This window comes from Pseudomonas quasicaspiana (assembly GCF_021147825.1).
GTDB classification, from domain to species: domain Bacteria; phylum Pseudomonadota; class Gammaproteobacteria; order Pseudomonadales; family Pseudomonadaceae; genus Aquipseudomonas; species Aquipseudomonas quasicaspiana.
The window spans coordinates 1-16,714 of the sequence record NZ_JAGTPI010000009.1; the positions used below are offsets into that span (position 1 = coordinate 1).

General features: G+C 53.9%; 15 protein-coding genes. 6 read left to right on the plus strand and 9 right to left on the minus strand.

Annotated features, from left to right (window positions below; genetic code table 11):
• Positions 1-991: 991 nt before the first annotated feature.
• The 8 genes from KDX30_RS08215 to KDX30_RS08250 all read right to left on the minus strand — a co-directional run bounded on the left by KDX30_RS08215 (position 992) and on the right by KDX30_RS08250 (position 10,550).
• The gene (locus tag KDX30_RS08215; protein ID WP_231675463.1) at positions 992-2,719 is read right to left on the minus strand and encodes a DUF4344 domain-containing metallopeptidase; all 1,728 of its coding nucleotides are present in this window, start codon (positions 2,717-2,719) and stop codon (positions 992-994) included.
• 111 nt (positions 2,720-2,830) lie between these two features.
• Positions 2,831-3,301: a hypothetical protein gene (locus KDX30_RS08220; protein ID WP_231675464.1), complete on the minus strand. Its 471-nt coding sequence runs from the start codon at positions 3,299-3,301 to the stop codon at positions 2,831-2,833.
• A 479-nt stretch (positions 3,302-3,780) separates the two neighbouring features.
• Complete coding sequence (locus KDX30_RS08225; RefSeq protein ID WP_027899961.1) at positions 3,781-4,173, minus strand: hypothetical protein; 393 nt, start codon at positions 4,171-4,173, stop codon at positions 3,781-3,783.
• Positions 4,167-4,841 carry a hypothetical protein gene (locus tag KDX30_RS08230; protein ID WP_231675465.1) on the minus strand — a complete coding sequence of 225 codons (675 nt, stop codon included), beginning with the start codon at positions 4,839-4,841 and terminating at the stop codon, positions 4,167-4,169. The genes KDX30_RS08225 and KDX30_RS08230 overlap by 7 nt, the downstream gene beginning before the upstream one ends.
• 96 nt (positions 4,842-4,937) lie before the next feature.
• Positions 4,938-6,602: a DUF4344 domain-containing metallopeptidase gene (locus KDX30_RS08235; protein WP_231675466.1), complete on the minus strand. Its 1,665-nt coding sequence runs from the start codon at positions 6,600-6,602 to the stop codon at positions 4,938-4,940.
• 115 nt (positions 6,603-6,717) lie between these two features.
• A complete protein-coding gene (locus KDX30_RS08240; RefSeq protein ID WP_231675467.1) occupies positions 6,718-7,614 on the minus strand; it encodes a hypothetical protein in 897 nt (298 codons plus the stop codon).
• 35 nt (positions 7,615-7,649) lie between these two features.
• A complete protein-coding gene (locus KDX30_RS08245) occupies positions 7,650-8,366 on the minus strand; it encodes a DUF3142 domain-containing protein (RefSeq protein WP_231675468.1) in 717 nt (238 codons plus the stop codon).
• On the minus strand, positions 8,367-10,550 hold the full coding sequence (locus KDX30_RS08250) for an outer membrane assembly lipoprotein YfiO (protein WP_122806157.1): 2,184 nt from the start codon (positions 10,548-10,550) through the stop codon (positions 8,367-8,369).
• Positions 10,551-10,770: 220 nt separating this feature from the next.
• Between KDX30_RS08250 and KDX30_RS08255 the strand changes: the two genes are divergently transcribed.
• The 5 genes from KDX30_RS08255 to KDX30_RS08275 all read left to right on the plus strand — a co-directional run bounded on the left by KDX30_RS08255 (position 10,771) and on the right by KDX30_RS08275 (position 15,152).
• Positions 10,771-11,175 carry a hypothetical protein gene (locus KDX30_RS08255; protein ID WP_231673397.1) on the plus strand — a complete coding sequence of 135 codons (405 nt, stop codon included), beginning with the start codon at positions 10,771-10,773 and terminating at the stop codon, positions 11,173-11,175.
• A gap of 59 nt (positions 11,176-11,234) precedes the next feature.
• Positions 11,235-11,711, plus strand: coding sequence for a DUF6393 family protein (locus tag KDX30_RS08260; protein ID WP_231675469.1), 477 nt, complete (start codon positions 11,235-11,237; stop codon positions 11,709-11,711).
• A 117-nt stretch (positions 11,712-11,828) separates the two neighbouring features.
• Positions 11,829-12,203 (plus strand): histone-like nucleoid-structuring protein, MvaT/MvaU family, encoded by a 375-nt coding sequence (locus KDX30_RS08265; protein WP_027899953.1) that lies wholly within the window; start codon positions 11,829-11,831, stop codon positions 12,201-12,203.
• 776 nt (positions 12,204-12,979) lie between these two features.
• Positions 12,980-13,735 (plus strand): DUF3108 domain-containing protein, encoded by a 756-nt coding sequence (locus tag KDX30_RS08270; RefSeq protein ID WP_231675470.1) that lies wholly within the window; start codon positions 12,980-12,982, stop codon positions 13,733-13,735.
• A gap of 148 nt (positions 13,736-13,883) precedes the next feature.
• Positions 13,884-15,152 (plus strand): OmpP1/FadL family transporter, encoded by a 1,269-nt coding sequence (locus KDX30_RS08275; RefSeq protein WP_231675471.1) that lies wholly within the window; start codon positions 13,884-13,886, stop codon positions 15,150-15,152.
• Positions 15,153-15,225: 73 nt separating this feature from the next.
• Here the strand turns inward: KDX30_RS08275 and KDX30_RS08280 are convergent, their stop codons facing one another.
• Positions 15,226-15,735, minus strand: coding sequence for a hypothetical protein (locus tag KDX30_RS08280; protein WP_231675472.1), 510 nt, complete (start codon positions 15,733-15,735; stop codon positions 15,226-15,228).
• 384 nt (positions 15,736-16,119) lie between these two features.
• Between KDX30_RS08280 and KDX30_RS08285 the strand changes: the two genes are divergently transcribed.
• Positions 16,120-16,656: a DUF5625 family protein gene (locus KDX30_RS08285; protein ID WP_231675473.1), complete on the plus strand. Its 537-nt coding sequence runs from the start codon at positions 16,120-16,122 to the stop codon at positions 16,654-16,656.
• Positions 16,657-16,714 lie beyond the last annotated feature (58 nt).

Here is a 16,714-nt window from a genome sequence, read left to right on the forward strand (position 1 = left end):
CCGGGCTTGCCCGCGATACTGGCGACTCGGCTTCATGGCCATACCAAGTCATCGTTCATCGCGAGCAAGCTCAGCTCCCACAGGTTGGTAGCATCTCAATGCTTATGCAAAACCTGTGGGACCGAATTCATTCGGGAAGGCAGTATTCCTGACGATACAGCTACATCGAATGCACCGGCCCATTCGCGAATGAATTCGCACAGATAACCGTCTCAGGCGGATCGCAAATCCCTGTGGGAGCCGGGCTTGCCCGCGATACTGGCGACTCGGCTTCATGGCCATACCAAGTCATCGTTCATCGCGAGCAAGCTCAGCTCCCACAGGTTGGTAGCATCTCAAGCTCATGCAAAACCTGTGGGACCGAATTCATTCGGGAAGGCAGTATTTCAGTCGATACAAAGGCTGCGGATGTACCGGCCCCTTCGCGAATGAATTCGCACAGATAACCGTCTCAGGCGGATCGCAAATCCCTGTGGGAGCCGGGCTTGCCCGCGATACTGGCGACTCGGTTTCATGGCCATACCGGGTCATCGTTCATCGCGAGCAAGCTCAGCTCCCACAGGTTGGTAGCATCTCAAGCTTATGCAAAACCTGTGGGACCGAATTCATTCGGGAAGGCGGTATTCCTGACGATACCGCTACATCGGATGTACCGGCCCATTCGCGAATGAATTCGCACAGATAACCGTCTCAGGCGGATCGCAAATCCCTGTGGGAGCCGGGCTTGCCCGCGATACTGGCGACTCGGTTTTATGGCCATACCGCGTCGTCGTTCATCGCGAGCAAGCTCAGCTCCCGCAGGTTGGTAGCATCTCAAGCTTATGCAAATCCTGTGGGACCGAATTCATTCGGGAAGGCGGTATTCCTGACGATACCGCTACATCGGATGTACCGGCCCCTTCGCGAATGAATTCGCTCCCACGGATTTGTGTTTGCAGGGAAACATAGAATCCCACGGGTAAAAGTCTCGGGACCGGTAGCTGAAAAATCACTACCGGCTCTGCGCATCCTGGCGATTGATTGAGTCGTTGGCGTCTTTCTGATAACGCGGCGCGAAGTGCGGCAGCAGTAACCGGGCCCAGGAAGAGACGATTTTGCTGGTTTCCTGAGGGCAACGCGCAGCTCTCGACTTTGGAAGCAGCCCTCGATCGACGATTGAGGCGTACTCCTGCGGATTACGGCCGTACACCATGCAGAGCAAGTTGTAATACCGCTGTTCGTTCAGGGAGTGCTCGTCCGAGAATGCATCGTGGAGTGCATTGCCATTTTGTAGTGAGGCATTGTTTTTGAACCAGGTCGCGGTCATCGACAATACCCGGGTGAGCTGCTCTGGGGTTTCATCACGGTTTACATGCATCAGGATCATGGTCGCCGCCATTTGATCGACTGCATCTTCTTCCCGGCCGGTAGAAGGCAGGTTCAACAAGTCGATAAACGCATGCCCGGTTTCATGCAGCAGAATAAACCGCAGGTTGGACTTCACGTAATCGGTTGGAAAATCCGGGTCGTTGTTCGTATTCAGTTCATCGGCCTGACGCAGCAGGTAGTTAACCATCTCATAGCAGAGGAATACCGCCGAGTCTTTCGGGCTGTAGAACGCATTGACCATCCCGCACTCCATGGCCACATAGTGCAGAGGGCGAGGCATCATGAACATGCCGTCCATGGCGTCAATTTCTACGTTACCGACCAGCAGGTCTGCCTTGCGCGTGAAACGATAGGCTTCTTCCAGCCGTGCATCACGAGGCGCCTGATACGTATAGGAGAACCGCGTGCCCTTACCGTCCGAGACATCGGTTTTTTGCGCGTTCTGTGCGGCAGGTTGCTGCTGTGCGGGTTGTTGTTGTTGTTGTTGTTGCACAGGTTGCTGTGCGGGTGGTTGCGTATTGGCGTTGTTCTGAGGCGGGTTGCCGCCGGACTCGTTTTTCGCAGCCTGAGCCAGCCCGACAAGGTAGGAATAGTCAGGCTCTCTGTTTTGGCGAGGGGTATCGAAGGGCTCGAAGCTGTTTGAAATCAATACCGAGATCGCCTGCATTTCTGCATCCCGGCTGCCGCTCCAGACCAGATCATAACCACGGACTTCGCCACCACGCTGTTCATAGCGGCTGTAGTATTTGCCGGTGCCGCGATCACCCGCGATGATGAACAAGCTGCCTTTTCTGAACGAGTAAGTCACGGTGGATTTACCGTTGCCGGTCAGGTCGTTATACAACGTGTCGATGGCGTCGGGTTTGACCCTATCAATACGTAATAGCTGGATCGAAACACTTCTGTCTTCGGAGTCAATATTGACGAAGTTGGGTTCCGGGTTAGTGGTCCTGGTGAGCAACTTTGAAGGGTAGGCCAGCGTCACGCCGGATTTGGGCTCGGTGATAGTCGTCCAGCCATACTTCGTGCGGTTATTCAGCGCCATACCACCCAGATGCACGGCGAGGTCGGCATTGAGCATGCCGGTGCCAGGTTGCTTGTATTGCTGCTGAACAGTTGCAATGGCGTCCCGGGTGCCTTTGCCAAACTGACCATCGATCCAGCCGTTGTAAAAACCGCCCCAGACCAAGCCTTCCTGGATCAGCTTTCGCTCATCGTAATTGAGCGAGCCTTCGGTGTTGTCGGCATTCTGGGTGGCGTAGGGGTTAGCGGGGGCGGCGACACCCGCGAACACACTTGCAGGCTGCCAGCCCAAAGCTGCAACGGTCGTGATGAATGCCACGTGCAGCATTCGATTTTTCCAGCTCGTCGAGGAGCGTGTTTCTAAGGTCCCTATCATCAATGGAATAGCCCCTGAAGTGCGCTCGCCAGATTAAGTAAGTTCGTCATCGTTCAGTTCAGTTCAGTTCTCAGGCAGGGCTTCATAGCCTTCCAGTGCGTAGCCTTTGATACTCGTGCCCGTCAGATGAGCGTCATCGCACCTGTAACTTCGCCTTTCGTAACTGTAGGAAGTTCGTATGCTACTCATATTTATATCGCGCAGCAGCCGTCGGAATTGCCAGCCTTCCTCAACGTCATAAGTCAGGTGTTTGTCATCAATGGCAACCACACCGTTGGAGTAGATCAACGTCTGCCTCGATCCGTTATCACCGGGCAAAGGCTGCGGATCGGCTTTCTGCTGATCGATTCGCCAGGTCGCCTCAAGGAAAGCACGGCAGGCGGCAGCGCTGGGCAACGTGCGGTCTTCGAGCGCACTCGGCGGCAGTTGCCCGCTGGCATGGACGCCGGCGGGCAGTACCATAAGTACAAGTGACACCATGAAGCCTGCTGAGGCTTTACGAGGTGTTGTTATCCAGACGGATGCAGTAGCCATACTCCGTAGTTATCCTTAATTGCTGCACTGTCGGCGGCTTCTAATGTCGGCCGCGAAATCACGCTGTCGGCAGAAATAGCAGAGGTTGGTTATTAGCAATGTACGGGGAAACGATAAAATTCCAATAGCACATCCGTACTATAGGTACCGCGATAGCGAGTGTGCTAACAACTAACTTTGACGAGCGTTGTTTCAATGGCATCAAAGATTCGGACGTGCTCAGTGTGCCTCCGGCCAGCCATCTACCCAACCCCATAAGGTCCAGGGACTGATGTGCACTTAAATTTAAGTGGGCACCCGTCTCTTTTTAAGCCAAGCGGATGTTTCCTGCAGCCAGACACGCCGATCCTGCTCTAAGTTCTTCAACGCTATCGACATTCAAGAGTGTACTCAGCCCGGCGCTTAAATTCCCTGGATCCGCAAGACGGAAAAGCAATCGTTGCAAGGCCGCTACGCAGCGCAACAAGAGCGGCGGCAATTCACTTGTCGGGTGGCGTCATGTGTCGTCCGCAACCGCCCTCGGAATCAGCTTTAAGGATGGTTTGATCTGGAGCCACGTAGAGCGTGATCTTGCAGTCCACATTTGTCGTTTCGTCGGCGTAATAATTGGTGATGTTTCGAACACCACCACTCACGTTCTCACTGCTGCCTTTGTAGACCGTATCGGTTTCCCAGTGTGATTCAAACCAGACGAGGGTAAACACGCCATCAGGAGTCTGGTCCATCTGATGGGGTCCACCCCACTTTTTATAAGCATCCTGTACGTTGCGGCCTTCCCACGCGGAGCGTGCCATCAGCTCTGGAACAGAGGCGCAGGCACTGATCAACGTTATGCTCGAAAGCAATAAAGGTTTGAGCGCACGAATCACCATGTCGGGTTCTCATCAAATTTGCGGGAGTCGTACTCCATCGCAGGCTTCAAAGCCTTGCCGAAGTGGGCGTTTATCATCTTGACGGAGTTACTGCACGCTTCTGGATCCCGATCGTTTTGTGCCTTTGCCTTGTCAAGCATGGGACCCATCACATCGAGTTCTTTCGACAGGTTTGCGCACGCGGTTTTCGTACTCATCTTTCCCGGCTCGGCCAGTTGCCCTTCACACTGTTTGCCGAGTGCATCGAGCTTTCTGAAGTCAACACGAGCGCACTGTTTCGGAATAAGTTCATCAAGTTGCGCAGCTTGGAACCTGTTCAACGTTTGCATGGCTTTGTCCATATCGCCGCTGATCTGATCCATCACTGTTTCGCGGCAACCATTGCCACGCTGGGCGGCTGTCATGCGAGCGGGTTCCTGCTGCGCCTGAGCGATCACTTTGGCAGTCTCTTCACGCAAAGAACCGCAGGCCAGAGGCTGGGCACCGGATTGCAATTGACTGTCGCAAGCTTTGGTCAGGAACGCGACAGTATCGGTTTTAACCCCTCCACACTGCGTAGGGGCGTAAGCCGCAGCACCATTGGAGGGTTTTGGCGGTACACCTGCGCATGCGGAGAGAAAAACAAACACAGCGACGGGCGCTAAAGTTTTGAGTGTGCTTGCAGTCATTAATCAAATCCTGACGGAATTAGGCTAATTGAATTGCGTAAATCCAATCAAAAAATAGTATTTGATTGGATGACGACTATCCATAGCACACGTGTGCTATTGAATCATGCGGGGTTCGGCGGAATCATTAATGGTTTTCTGATAGCGCGGCGCGAAGTATGGCGACAGGAAGTCCACCCAGGCTTCATATTTCCTCGGCGCATCTTCTCTGCAACTTGCTGCTCTGGATTCCGGAAGCAGCCTCTGATCGATAATCGATGCGTACTTCTTCGGGTTGCTGCCATAAATCATGCACAGCACGTTGGAATAACGTTCCTCATTCCAGGCGTGGTTTTCGGAAAAATAGTCGCGGGTGTAAGCCGGCTGCACTGACGGATCGGCTTTGAATCCGGCCGCGTTCATTGCCAGCATGTGCGTGAGTTCTTCAGGATCGTCCTCATTTTTCATACCCAGCAGAATCAGGGTGGCGACCAGTTGATCGACAGCTTCTTCGACGTTCATAGGGGGTGGCAGTTTCAGCAGGTCAATAAGTGCGTGGCCTGTCGCATGCAGCAGAATAAGCTGCAGCCTGGCCTTGATGTATTGAAGCCGGAATGCCGGATCCTCATTGACGTAGAGGGAGTTAGCCTGGCGAAGAAGGTAGTCGACCATCTCATAACACAGGAAAACTGCGGATTCCTCTGGGTTGTAATCCGCGTCCACGCGACAAGGTCTGGCGATATAACGCAAAGGATGCTGTGTCATGAACATCCCATCCAGCGCGGTGATTGCGATGTTGCTTCTCAGCAAGTCAGACTTGCGTGCCACGCGATAGGCGTCTACAGCTTTCCCACTTGTGAACTCCTCGTAAGAATACGAAAAGCGCGGCCCAAGCCCGTCGGGAGTCGCTTCCACCGGGGCTTGCTGTTTGAGGGGTGAAGCCTTGGTGCCGGCGGTTTGTTTTTTTATTTCCCGAGAAAGCCCCCCCAGATACGGGTAATGAGGAAACTTTATCCCGTGAGGTTTAAGAAAGGGGTCTGATGTCCCGAGCGTGCCGAATGCGAAACTGTTGGCAATCAAGGGGGATAGAATTTTCATCTCTGTATCACGCTCGCGGAACCAAATCAGGTCATAACCACGAATCTCATCCCCTCGTTGCTCGTAACGGCTGTAGTGCTTAACAGCACCACGCTCCCCGGCGCTGACAAACATGTTCTCGTTCTTTTGCTTATAAGTGATGTTTGACTTCGAGTTTTCAGTCGTTTGCTTATAAAGGGCGTCAATAGCGTCAAATTGGACCCCAACCTGATTGACCATCTGAAGCACTATTTTCTTGTCGTCGGAGACGAAGCCCATCGCTCCGGTGCGTGGGTCGGGGGATGCTGCGAGTAATATCTCCGGGTAGGAAAGCGTCACGCCCGTCCTCGGGTCGATATAGGTTTCCCAGCCGAATTTATTTCTTGAGTGTTGGGCTAACTGGTAAAGACGCGCGGCTATTTTAGTACTCAGCCGACCCGTTTCGGGTTGTTGGTACTGTTTCTGGATTACCGCAATAGCGTCACGCGTGTCCTTTTCAAAGTTGCCATCGATCCCGCCGGTATAAACCCCGCTCCAGATCAAGCCTTCTTGAATGATTTTGCGCTCATCAAGATTGAGCAGGTTTTCGATGTCATCCGCAGTCTGAACGGGGTAGGGAGGCGCGGGTGCTGTCGGCGCGGCAAGTGCGCCCAGCGGCTGCCAGAGGAACGCCGATGCTGTGAAAATATAGGCCAGATGAAGCATATGATTTCTCCAGCGCTTCGAGGCACTGCTTGCAACAGTCAGTATCGTCAATGGATTGTTTCCTTTGCTTCTGCAATGGCCTGCTAATCAGGTCCGTCGTTCGTGGCGTATGACCTCAACGAAATTCCGGATAGTCATGAATCAATCTGGCCTCCACGTTATCCACCAATGCGTAGCGCTCCACCGATTTCATCTCCTGCACGAAACTCCAGGGCGTGTCGATGAGGAGGTGGCCCACGGTAAAATCGGGGAGACCTTTTCGACGACGCAGGGCCTGAACGGCAAGCAGCTCAGCGGGGAAGCAGCGATCCAGCGTGGCGTCAAACTCATATCTTTTCCGGTCTGTATTTTCTTTGCTCCGGCTGATATGAAAGTCTGCCGCCTCTTGCATGACGGTGGTGAAGGTGGCTTGATCTTCGCTTTGCCAGTGCTCCAGCAGCGCCCGGTAACCGGGTACAAGCGGCTCTGGAGCCATGAAATCCGTTTCGATGTTGAACGCCTGGGAAAACAGACCAATCAAGAAAGCGTCGCTCGTGCCGCGCTTTATTCTGCGCATCTCACGCATCGTGTTAATGCGCTGATCTTTCTCGGCCATTTCGATAAATAGACGGGCACAGATCTCGGCGCGGTCCCACCAGGAAAACATCGCCGGACTGGCAGCCCTCATTCCGTATTTAAACTCTCTTGGCCAGTTCCCCAGATCCTGACGCATATGGCTGTACATGCCGTCCCAACGCAGCATCAGTGTCCGCAAGGAGGCTGCGCGTTGAAGCGTACGGCTGAGCATCGGCCTGTCGCTGCGAAGAAATGCGTCACAGCTGGCCACATCGTAGTAATGAGCCAGGCTGTCCAGATGCAGTCCCGCCTTGGCGTGAAGTGGGCCAGCGGTATCGAGGTAGGCCTGGACAGCGGCTGTGAAATTCTCGTGTTTTCTTTCAAGCCTGGCGCGTTCAACCCACTCACTACAATCCAGTGCCAGGCGTTTCAAGGATGGATGGATGTGGCTTTGCATACGATGTCGCCCCTGATCTGGCCATGTAAGTGTGCTCACTGAGGGTTTTGCAGAAACACCACATACCCTAAAAATCCCTCACTGCGCTCCAGATAAGCCGGCGCGTTCCACTCACCGCCCTGAATCAGTCCTACTTTGAAAGGCAGCCCCAGGCGACTCAGTCGCGGCAGATAGGCTTTGTAGTCTGGAATGCTGTGCCTGCCCTGATACGTTTGAACCACTACCTCATCGATCACGCCTTTGAGCTCGCCGATGACTGAAGTGTCCGCGTTACTGCTCCAGTCCATCAGGCCAGTGATACTGAGCCGATAGTTTTTGGGCAGGCGCTTTCGTAGATCGCGCAGAAATTCCACGTACTCGCCGAGATATCGTGTACGGGCGTCAAAGTCGACCTGTATGCCGACAACGTTGTTACCAGCCTGCTGCCATCGATTGAGCTGTCCGAGCAACTGCGTGTATACAGAGTCCGGCCAACGCAGGGTATGTGCACGATAAACAATCCAGAGCTCTTCCTGAGGCAGCCTGGAGACTGGCATGCCCTGCGCGACAAAATTCACCCGTTGATGGCGCTCACTGCGTGAACTGCTGATTTGTCCTTGCAGCACATACAGTGTTTTGGCCTTGGCGAGCACGTCTTGCGATGACACGCCTCCCCATAGCCAGAACGCATCATAGTCGTCGGCCTTGACTGCGGCAGATGCCGTAGCAACTTGCAGCAGGCTGACCAGGGTCAGCCATAACAGGGTCCGCATTTACCAGTAATACTGTTGGGATTTGGCCCAACGGGTATCAGCAAATTCCTTCTTGAGGTCCTGGAACCAGAATTTACGGACTTTGGGTTCTACATCCTCTCCGCCACAGCTATTGATACCCGCCGGGCCATAGCAATTAATCCCGCGGTAAAGCGCATAAGCGACGTCTGTGTGACTGGCCTTTGGATTGTTGATGACCGTTACGTAAGCGTTATGCCGTGAGAACGACTCGCCCGGGAAACTCGAGGGACCGCTGCCCAGCACGCCATCAGTCAGCTTTTCATTCAGTGGCGAGTCGTCCAGATGGTTACGCAGCATGAACTCACCCATGCAAATCAAACCCTGGTCGTCACTTGCGTTTTTCTCCAGTACCGCCGCAATCTCGGCGATGCTCGGGCAGCGGTAACCGGACTCAGCCTTTTCACCGTTCCATTTGAACAGTGCCAGTGACTGGCCCTGATCATATTGATAGCCCAGGCTGTAACTGAGCTTGGTGTCAGGGACTTGATCAGGCAGTTGTTTCAGGTCCTTGGCAAACGCTGCGAACTGACCGTGCATCAATTGTTTATAGAGCAGCAGGAAGAGGGCGGTGTCGCGTTCAGTTTTGCTGATCCCCTGAGTAACCTGTTGACGCAGTAGATCTGCATTAGCCGATTTGGCTAGCAGGATATACCGCACTTTCTCGTTCTTGATCGGCGAGTCTGCGCGGAATGCATCGGCTACCTGACCGCTGCGCTCATAGTTCATCGCCAACACGAGCTGCAGTTGCTCTTGCTGCAAAGGCAATTTGGCCTTGGTCAACAATTGCAGCCAGAGTTGCTGTGCGGTCTTGTCATCCTTGATGGCCTCCAGCGCCAGGCCGCGCAAGACTTGCTGGCTGAACGCGACATAGCCAAGCGTGTCAGGCACCTCGGAAGGCAACAATTGCAGCGCGCGATTCGGGTTTTTTTCGGTGTAGAAGGCGACCGCTGCTTGCAGGTAGCTGAACAGTGCGGGCTGTTGAGCAAAAATCTCTTTCTGCTGAAGCAGTGCCGGTTCGGTCAACGTGTTCGATATGCCCACGCGCATCCACATCAGGTCATTGACCGCCGCAATCAGCGGCGAACTGACAGGCGCTTTATTAGGCGTGATCAGCTTCAGATCCAGTTCGCGAATCAGCGCATCGTAAGCTGCGCTGTCGGCTTGAGTGACTTTGTCGATGTCGGCAAACAGCGCTTCATACTCGGCAGCGAGCTTGTTGGTGTCTTGTAACAGCCAGTGGACACGGCGCTGCAGCCCTTTGGCGGTGGCGGAATACGTGCCTGACGGGAGCGTTTGAAGGTACTTCTCGAAGGCCTCCTCGGCGCGTTGGGCAGCCGCTTTATCGACCCGGTCAGGCTTCAATTCGCCGTACTCGAAGGCTTTTTCCTGAGCCAGGTTCAACTCACTGCGGCCGATCATGTACAGCGATGTGTCTTTCAGCCAGGGATTGGGATTATTCGCGAGCGACGTAAAGCCAGACGTGGATTCAAGGAACCGGCCGCTGTAAAAATCCCCCGCTGCCTCCAGATAGGTCGCGAAAGATTTGCCTGCAGCGGACTGCAGATCGGCAGGCAGCATGCTTTTAACTTGCTCTCGCTCCCAACTGCAAGCCGAGAGCATGCGCAACCGGCTAGTGCCCAGCGCAGAGCGTTCAGCAGGGGATAAATCCTGTGTGTTGACCAGCGCCTGAATGAAGTTGGCGGCCGTCTGTTCATTGTTGCTTCGGCAACGACTGCCTTCACCGTCGACCAGTGTCGAGCTGGCAACCTCCGCCTGCTCGCGCTTGATTCCCAGGCTTGTCAGCAATGGATCAAGGCTCTGGCTTTTTGCGCCGTCCGAAGATGTCGTACTTTCATTCTCAGTGTCAGACGCGGGTTGAAGGCGATAGTAGGCGAAAGGCACCTCACCATAACCTTCTGCGATGTCATCTTTGCTCAAGGGCGCAGGCGTTAGCGGCAGTTTGCCGGAGTCTGCCAGTAACAGGCGCAAGTTGACGGTGCTGTCGTTACTGGGGCTGAGAAAAGGGAGATTGCTGCAAACACTGAATTGATTCTTGTTGACCGACCAGGTCGGTGCGCAGGAGTCATCATCACTCGCCTGAGCCTGGAAAGCAGTGATCGCACTTACAGCAAGAGCCAGAGTAGTCAGCAAGCGATGGTGCATAAAACATCCTTCATAGATAACTAACAGATCAGCGATGCCCATGAGTGGCATGCGAAAGGCTATACCGAGGGCGCGCACGAACAAATAGCACACATGTGCTATTGAAAACGGCCTGGCATGAATGAATTAATTGCTGCCATTGGCTACATCTTTTCGAAGTCCACCACTAAACGCGAGTCATGACAGGCGAGCAGGATCAGAAACCATCAAGGGGTTGTCCATGGAACTAGCTCCTGGACTGAACGTTAGAAGATTTTTTCGACATGCAGCGCTATACGGTTCAGGGGTCGTCATTGGAGTTTTCATCGTTCTGATGTGGGACTCGGTGCGTTCGCCATCTTTTCTGACTGATGGATTACCCACTTCATGGAACGGCGCGTCTGCGGAGTTTGACAGTCGTCTGCGCGCCCGTTTTCCTCTGGGTATGCCTGCGGGTGATTTCATTCGTGAACTCAACAAGGAAGGCTTCAAGCCCACGTGGTTTGAGAGTGCAGGTTATTACGGTGCTGTACGACGCGAGGGATGGATACCGTGCAGAGTGACTGCCAGGGTCCGCTGGCAGCCTGGGCCGGGCGATACGCTGGCTTATGTTGACGGCAATTATCGGGAAGAGGGCTGTCTGTAAATCCCGGTCAACAATGTCCCCGGTAAACATCAGGTCAAGAATTACCAAGGATCCTCTTAATGAAGTACCCCGCGGTTGCAGTTATTTTGCTGGCTTTCTCTTCGCATCATGCTCTGGCGCGATCCATGGATTGTGGTAAACCGAACCCGATTGCGTCGTGTAAATCCGGTAGCCAGGATTCTGCCGAAGTCAGTCCTGAGTGGAGTGCCAGTTCGGGGGATCGGCAGGCAAACCTGAACGCCATGTTTGACGAGATTTACGCGTCGATAAAACCGGTCGGGTTTGAGCAAATCGATGTCAGCGAAGTGGTCACGCGATTCTTTCCGCTGAATACCCAAAAGGCGGCGCTCATCCGGGCATTTACGCCGTCCAGTACGTGGACGATTGTCGAGAATCTGCCTGACAGAGTGGTGGTTCGGGATAACCGGGGGCGGGCTATAGTCGACCCTGATGCCAGTTCCGTGGTGATGACTTTCGTGTTCAGCAAGGAAAGCATGCTCAGTCAGGTAAGTGCAGTTCGTATAAAAAGCCAGTAGAGAGGCTGGCCTGGATCACATCGCTAACTGGCGCAACATTGAATGCTTTTCCGCGCACGAACAGGACACTTCTGTTTGTCCGCCCATTCCAACCTCCAATACGTGATGGAGTTATAAATGTCCAAGCTTGCAGAGTTTCGTTTGCTGGAAAGAAAATTGGCCGAGCAGCTTAAAGAGCTGGATGCGCTGAAAGGCGATGAAGGGCTAAAGAAAGAGATCGAATTCGAAACAAGATTGCGCAACCTGTTGGCTGATTACGGATTCAGCCTGAAAAATGTGGTGGCGGTGCTTGATCCCCATGCTGCAGCTCCCCGTGTCAAGGCTGACAAGCCCGTCGCCGAGCGCAAAACCCGCAGAGCACGAGTGATCAAGGTGTTCAAGAATCCTGAAACCGGCGAGGTTGTTGAAACGAAAGGGGGCAATCACCGCACCCTTAAAGAGTGGAAAGCCAAGTACGGTGCAGATGTTGTGGACTCGTGGCTTGCCAACTGATCTGAATAAGTAAGCAGCTGACAGTGTGCCGGGGTGCGACCGTATGTAACGGTGGCAACCTTCTGACCATGGGCATGACGAATCCGCCTTCATGTTCGAAAAAGGGTGAGCCCACCAAGCAATCGCCTTACTGATCTCGGCAGTCACTTATTCAATTTTAATCCTGGGTTGATCTCGGTGTATGGCACGGATGATCAGCTCAGGTTGTTTTCAACGCTTGACGAACATCGTTCAGCAATACTAGGGACCCATACAGCTGAACGCAAATACAAGGCCTGCAGGGTGAATATGACCGTTAACTCCAAAGGCATCATCGAGTACTACGAAACCATAGGCTGTGGCCTTATGGGGATGGGTAACACTGGATCGCTGCACAAGTGGGGGACTAACTAAGTTTATTCGCAAGTCAGACTTCAGGGCTGAAGTACCCTGGTGAATCGGCTTTCATCAAACAACGTGCAAACTACTGGATTGAAAGCGTTTTCTGTAGGAGCTGCCGAAGGCTGCGAAGCTTGTCTCCTGGCAGACCGCGATCGCAGCCTTCGGCAGCTCCTACAGATCGCAATGTTTGCGAGACAGCGCGGTGTCAGCGACACGGGGAGTAGATCTTGCGCAATAAAAGCCCACACCCAAATCAAGGCCATATAGCACATATGTGCTATTGAGCACGTTTTCAGCGACTGATATCGTCCGTGGTTTGTCTTTACGTCGACGCAGCCCATGATTTGTGCTGCGAGTGCAGGCGTGGGGCGGTTGTAGCGGTGAAGAGACTGTCCATGGGTGAAATCAGTTTGAAACGTCGTTATCCAAAACAAGCAACGCGCTTGGCAGTTTTGGTGGTTGTGGCCTGGAGCGGGGTATTTGCAGGCTCAGCGGCTGCCAGCGATAAGTCGTCAGGCACTTGCGTTGCCGAGACCGACTTCCGTCAAGGCTCGGTGGTCGAAACTCAAACGCGGATCAGCAACGCGCCCGCAGTGCCAGGGCACAACAAAACCGAAACACTCGGCCGTCAGTCATTTGCCGGCGCCAATCCGCTGATGCAGGCACAAACCACGCTGATTAATAACGCCCCGGTTTTTACCGGGTACGCCTTCGTCGACCTGGTGGATGGCAAGCTCATCAGATACGGCAACCAGCACGGCAGCGGTGCTTCGCTGGTCGCCACCTACAACGAGCCGCCACCAGCCGTCCCGATTGATCTGCAGCCGGGGCAAACCGTCACGGTCAGCTATCGCAGCAAAACCGTCACGGCCGGGCCTGGTGTCGAGTACGAGATCACTGAAAAGCACACCTATGTCGGGCGAGAAACAATAACGACTCCGCTGGGCACCTTTGATGCCTGCAAGTTCACCAATGAGATTTCCTCGGGACTCGCTTCCAGCAAGGATGGGCGAAATCTGGCTGTCATCGAGAGTTGGTTTGCGTCGGCCGGGCAGTACCGCGGGCGACTCATAAAAACTTTTGTTTCAGCCCATGGTGGATTGCCGGACGTGACTAACGAAACGATAAAAGTCGTCACCACCTCGCAATAACTCGCCATGAAACTGAGTGTTTGATTTATCGGATTGTTGTGTGAACGGACTCGCCTCGGCCTCGCGCCGATTCATGTTGGAAGAGAAGGCATCGTTGATGATCTTCCCCGGCACTTTTCAATAACGGGTTCTGAAGAAAGAAATGACCATGCTCAAGACAACCCTTGGCCTCGCCGTTGCATTTGTATCCACACAGGTTCTTGCTGGCGGCTTCGCCCGTACCGAACAAAGCATCAGTTCCATGGGGAGCGGTCAGGCGGGGCGGGCATCGGCCGCCAATGACGCAGGTACTGTGTACGGGAATCCGGCGGGCATGGCGCGCCTTGAAGGCACGCAGATTACCGCAGGCGCCACGTTCATCGACGCCTCCACGGACATCAGCAATGTCAGCGGCCGTTCCACTGGCAGCAACGACGGCGATATGGTGCCGTTCAGCACGGTGCCATTCGGCTTCTATACGCAAAAGCTCGATGAACACTGGTCCTTTGGTTTTGGGGTCTATGCACCGTTTGGCCTGTCGACTGATTACGAAAACGGCTTTCAGGGACGGATGTTCGCCAGCAAGAGCGACATCAAGGTCATCACGCTGCAGCCCACCGTTAGCTACGCCTTTAACGACAGATTGTCGATCGGCTTCGGGCCTACCTTCAACCGGATTGCTGGCACGCTTGAGTCCGACGTCACACTGAATCCGGCCATTCCTGACACCAACGTCAAGGTCAAAGGTGACGACACGGCTGTCGGTTTCAATCTGGGGGTGTTGTTCAATGCCACCGACACCACCCGGGTCGGGCTGACCTACCACTCCAAAGTCGACTACAAACTGGACTGCCACACTCAGGTCGCCACCGGTGCAGGAACGCCTCCACAAATACTGGCCAGCAACCGTTATGACTGCACGCTGAAAGTGACCACACCTGAGTCCTACGATCTTTCGGTTACCCAGGAAGTGACCGACGCCTGGAAAGTCTTCGCCAGCGCGACCTGGACGGGCTGGAGCAGCATGCAGGACCTGAGTCTGCGTAATCAGCCGATCTCGGCAGCGCAGGGTGGTGCGTTGGCTTCGGCCTTGACTGGCTCCATTCAGGAGGGCCTGAACTGGCATGACACCTGGGCTTATGCCATCGGCACGGCTTACCAGTTGAATCCGCAATGGGTCGTGCGCGCCGGTTTGACACTCGATCAATCGCCGACCAGCAACACCAATCGTTCGCCGCGCACGCCGACCGGTGATCGGCAGATATTCAGCATCGGTGTCGGTTATAACGTGACGCCGCAATTAACGATTGACCTTGCTTATTCCTACCTCAAAGAAGAAAGCGTTGATGTCAGTCGCTCCAATGCGTTGGCGAGTTACAGTGCGACTTATCAAAGCGACGCCAACTTGTTTGGGGTAGGGGCTACTTACCGGTTCTGACGAACGCTCTGAGAGAGATTTGCCCGTGAGGAAACCGATGCCTTGAAATATTTAAAAAGGCATCGGTAATTCCTTAGTAAGTTCTGAAGTCGCGCACTACGTCTCCCCTGAACTCGATATACAGTTTTTTGATGTTCACTTTTTGGCCCGGAGTGTTGCTACCTGTGACCGTGCCGGCGTCAGTCATTATTTCCTGAGCTTCACCCGCCTTGATTTGCCCACCAATGATCGTACTGCTTGCAGAGTTGCCGCCCGAGTAACGGCTGGTGTACTTATACGCCATGTCTGCGAGCTTGCCGATCTGTGTATCTTCACGATCATACAGCCATTCCGAGGAGTTGTTGCCTAAGTCGTCAGTCGCGTTTGTGGGGGTGCCGAATTTTTCTCGAATTTGTTGTTTTGTTGATTTGCCAACGATAATGTTGGTTTTAATAAACTCCGGCGCGTATTTTCCCTCGCCCGTCAGAGAATCCAGCCCAGGAATTGAACTCCCGATACCACTTGAACACGCCGTTAACGCGGCCATTAACATGGCTGCGGTCGCCAAACCTTTGAATTTTGCCAGTTGGCAATAAGTACCCATGCCTGTTACCTCTGATCTGAAAATAGAGTGGTATTAATTCTTCGCGCGCGGGGGCGACAGCAATGGCAGGTTACTTGCCATGTGGAGTGACCGGGCGACGCATACTTTTAACGGTGGGGCGGATTTCGTTTATGGCGATAGCTTAAGGGGGCTGTTCCAAAACTGCCTATAGTACAGATGTGCTATTGCCTGAAAGAGGTCGCGAGCAATAACCTTTAAGCATCTACCATCAGGTTTTGATTTTCGACGAAGTAATCTCCTGCCGGGTGGCTACCCACTGGTGCAGTGTCTGGACAATAACAGCGATCACCCGCCTGGGTGTGTTGACTCCAACTTTCTCAATCCTTAAGTATTGCAACGCGCGTTTGCGCCGGGAGGCTTTCCTTGCTTAGAACACTGCTGGCCGGTGCGCTCGGGATTCTGGCAGTCGTATCCGGGATCATCGTGCTTTTCGTCGTATTCCTGCTTACACAGTTCACGCCAGATCGCACGCCAAGGTATAGCGTGCCATTGGACATGCAGGGCCCAGCCAGTACAACAAACCTTGAGGTATGGGTGACGGAACCCGATCGTTATGCCGTGGCGCTGCAGTATCCCTACCGCGACGGCATCGAACGGAAAAAAGCCTGGGCGTTGGCGGGAGGTGACACCCGTGAGAACGACACATGGCGCGAGCCCGGATCTGCGTTAGTGTTTCAAGTCCGCATTCAAGAAATCGAGAGCGGTATTGAGATGCTGAACGAGCAGGTCATGCATCCTAAATTAGACTCATGGGCAGGCAACTATCTCAATGCCGACCTGGTTAAGAGAAAACTTGAGACGGGGCATTATCAGGTGACTGTGCAGCGGCAAGGAAGTCTTGACGATACGCCCCCAGTGCCACTCGAGATCCATTTTGGCAAGGCTCATCAGGGAAAATAAATCCGGTTCTGCGACTTGCTGTATGAATCTTCCATGCCTCATCTTTAAACTTGTACGA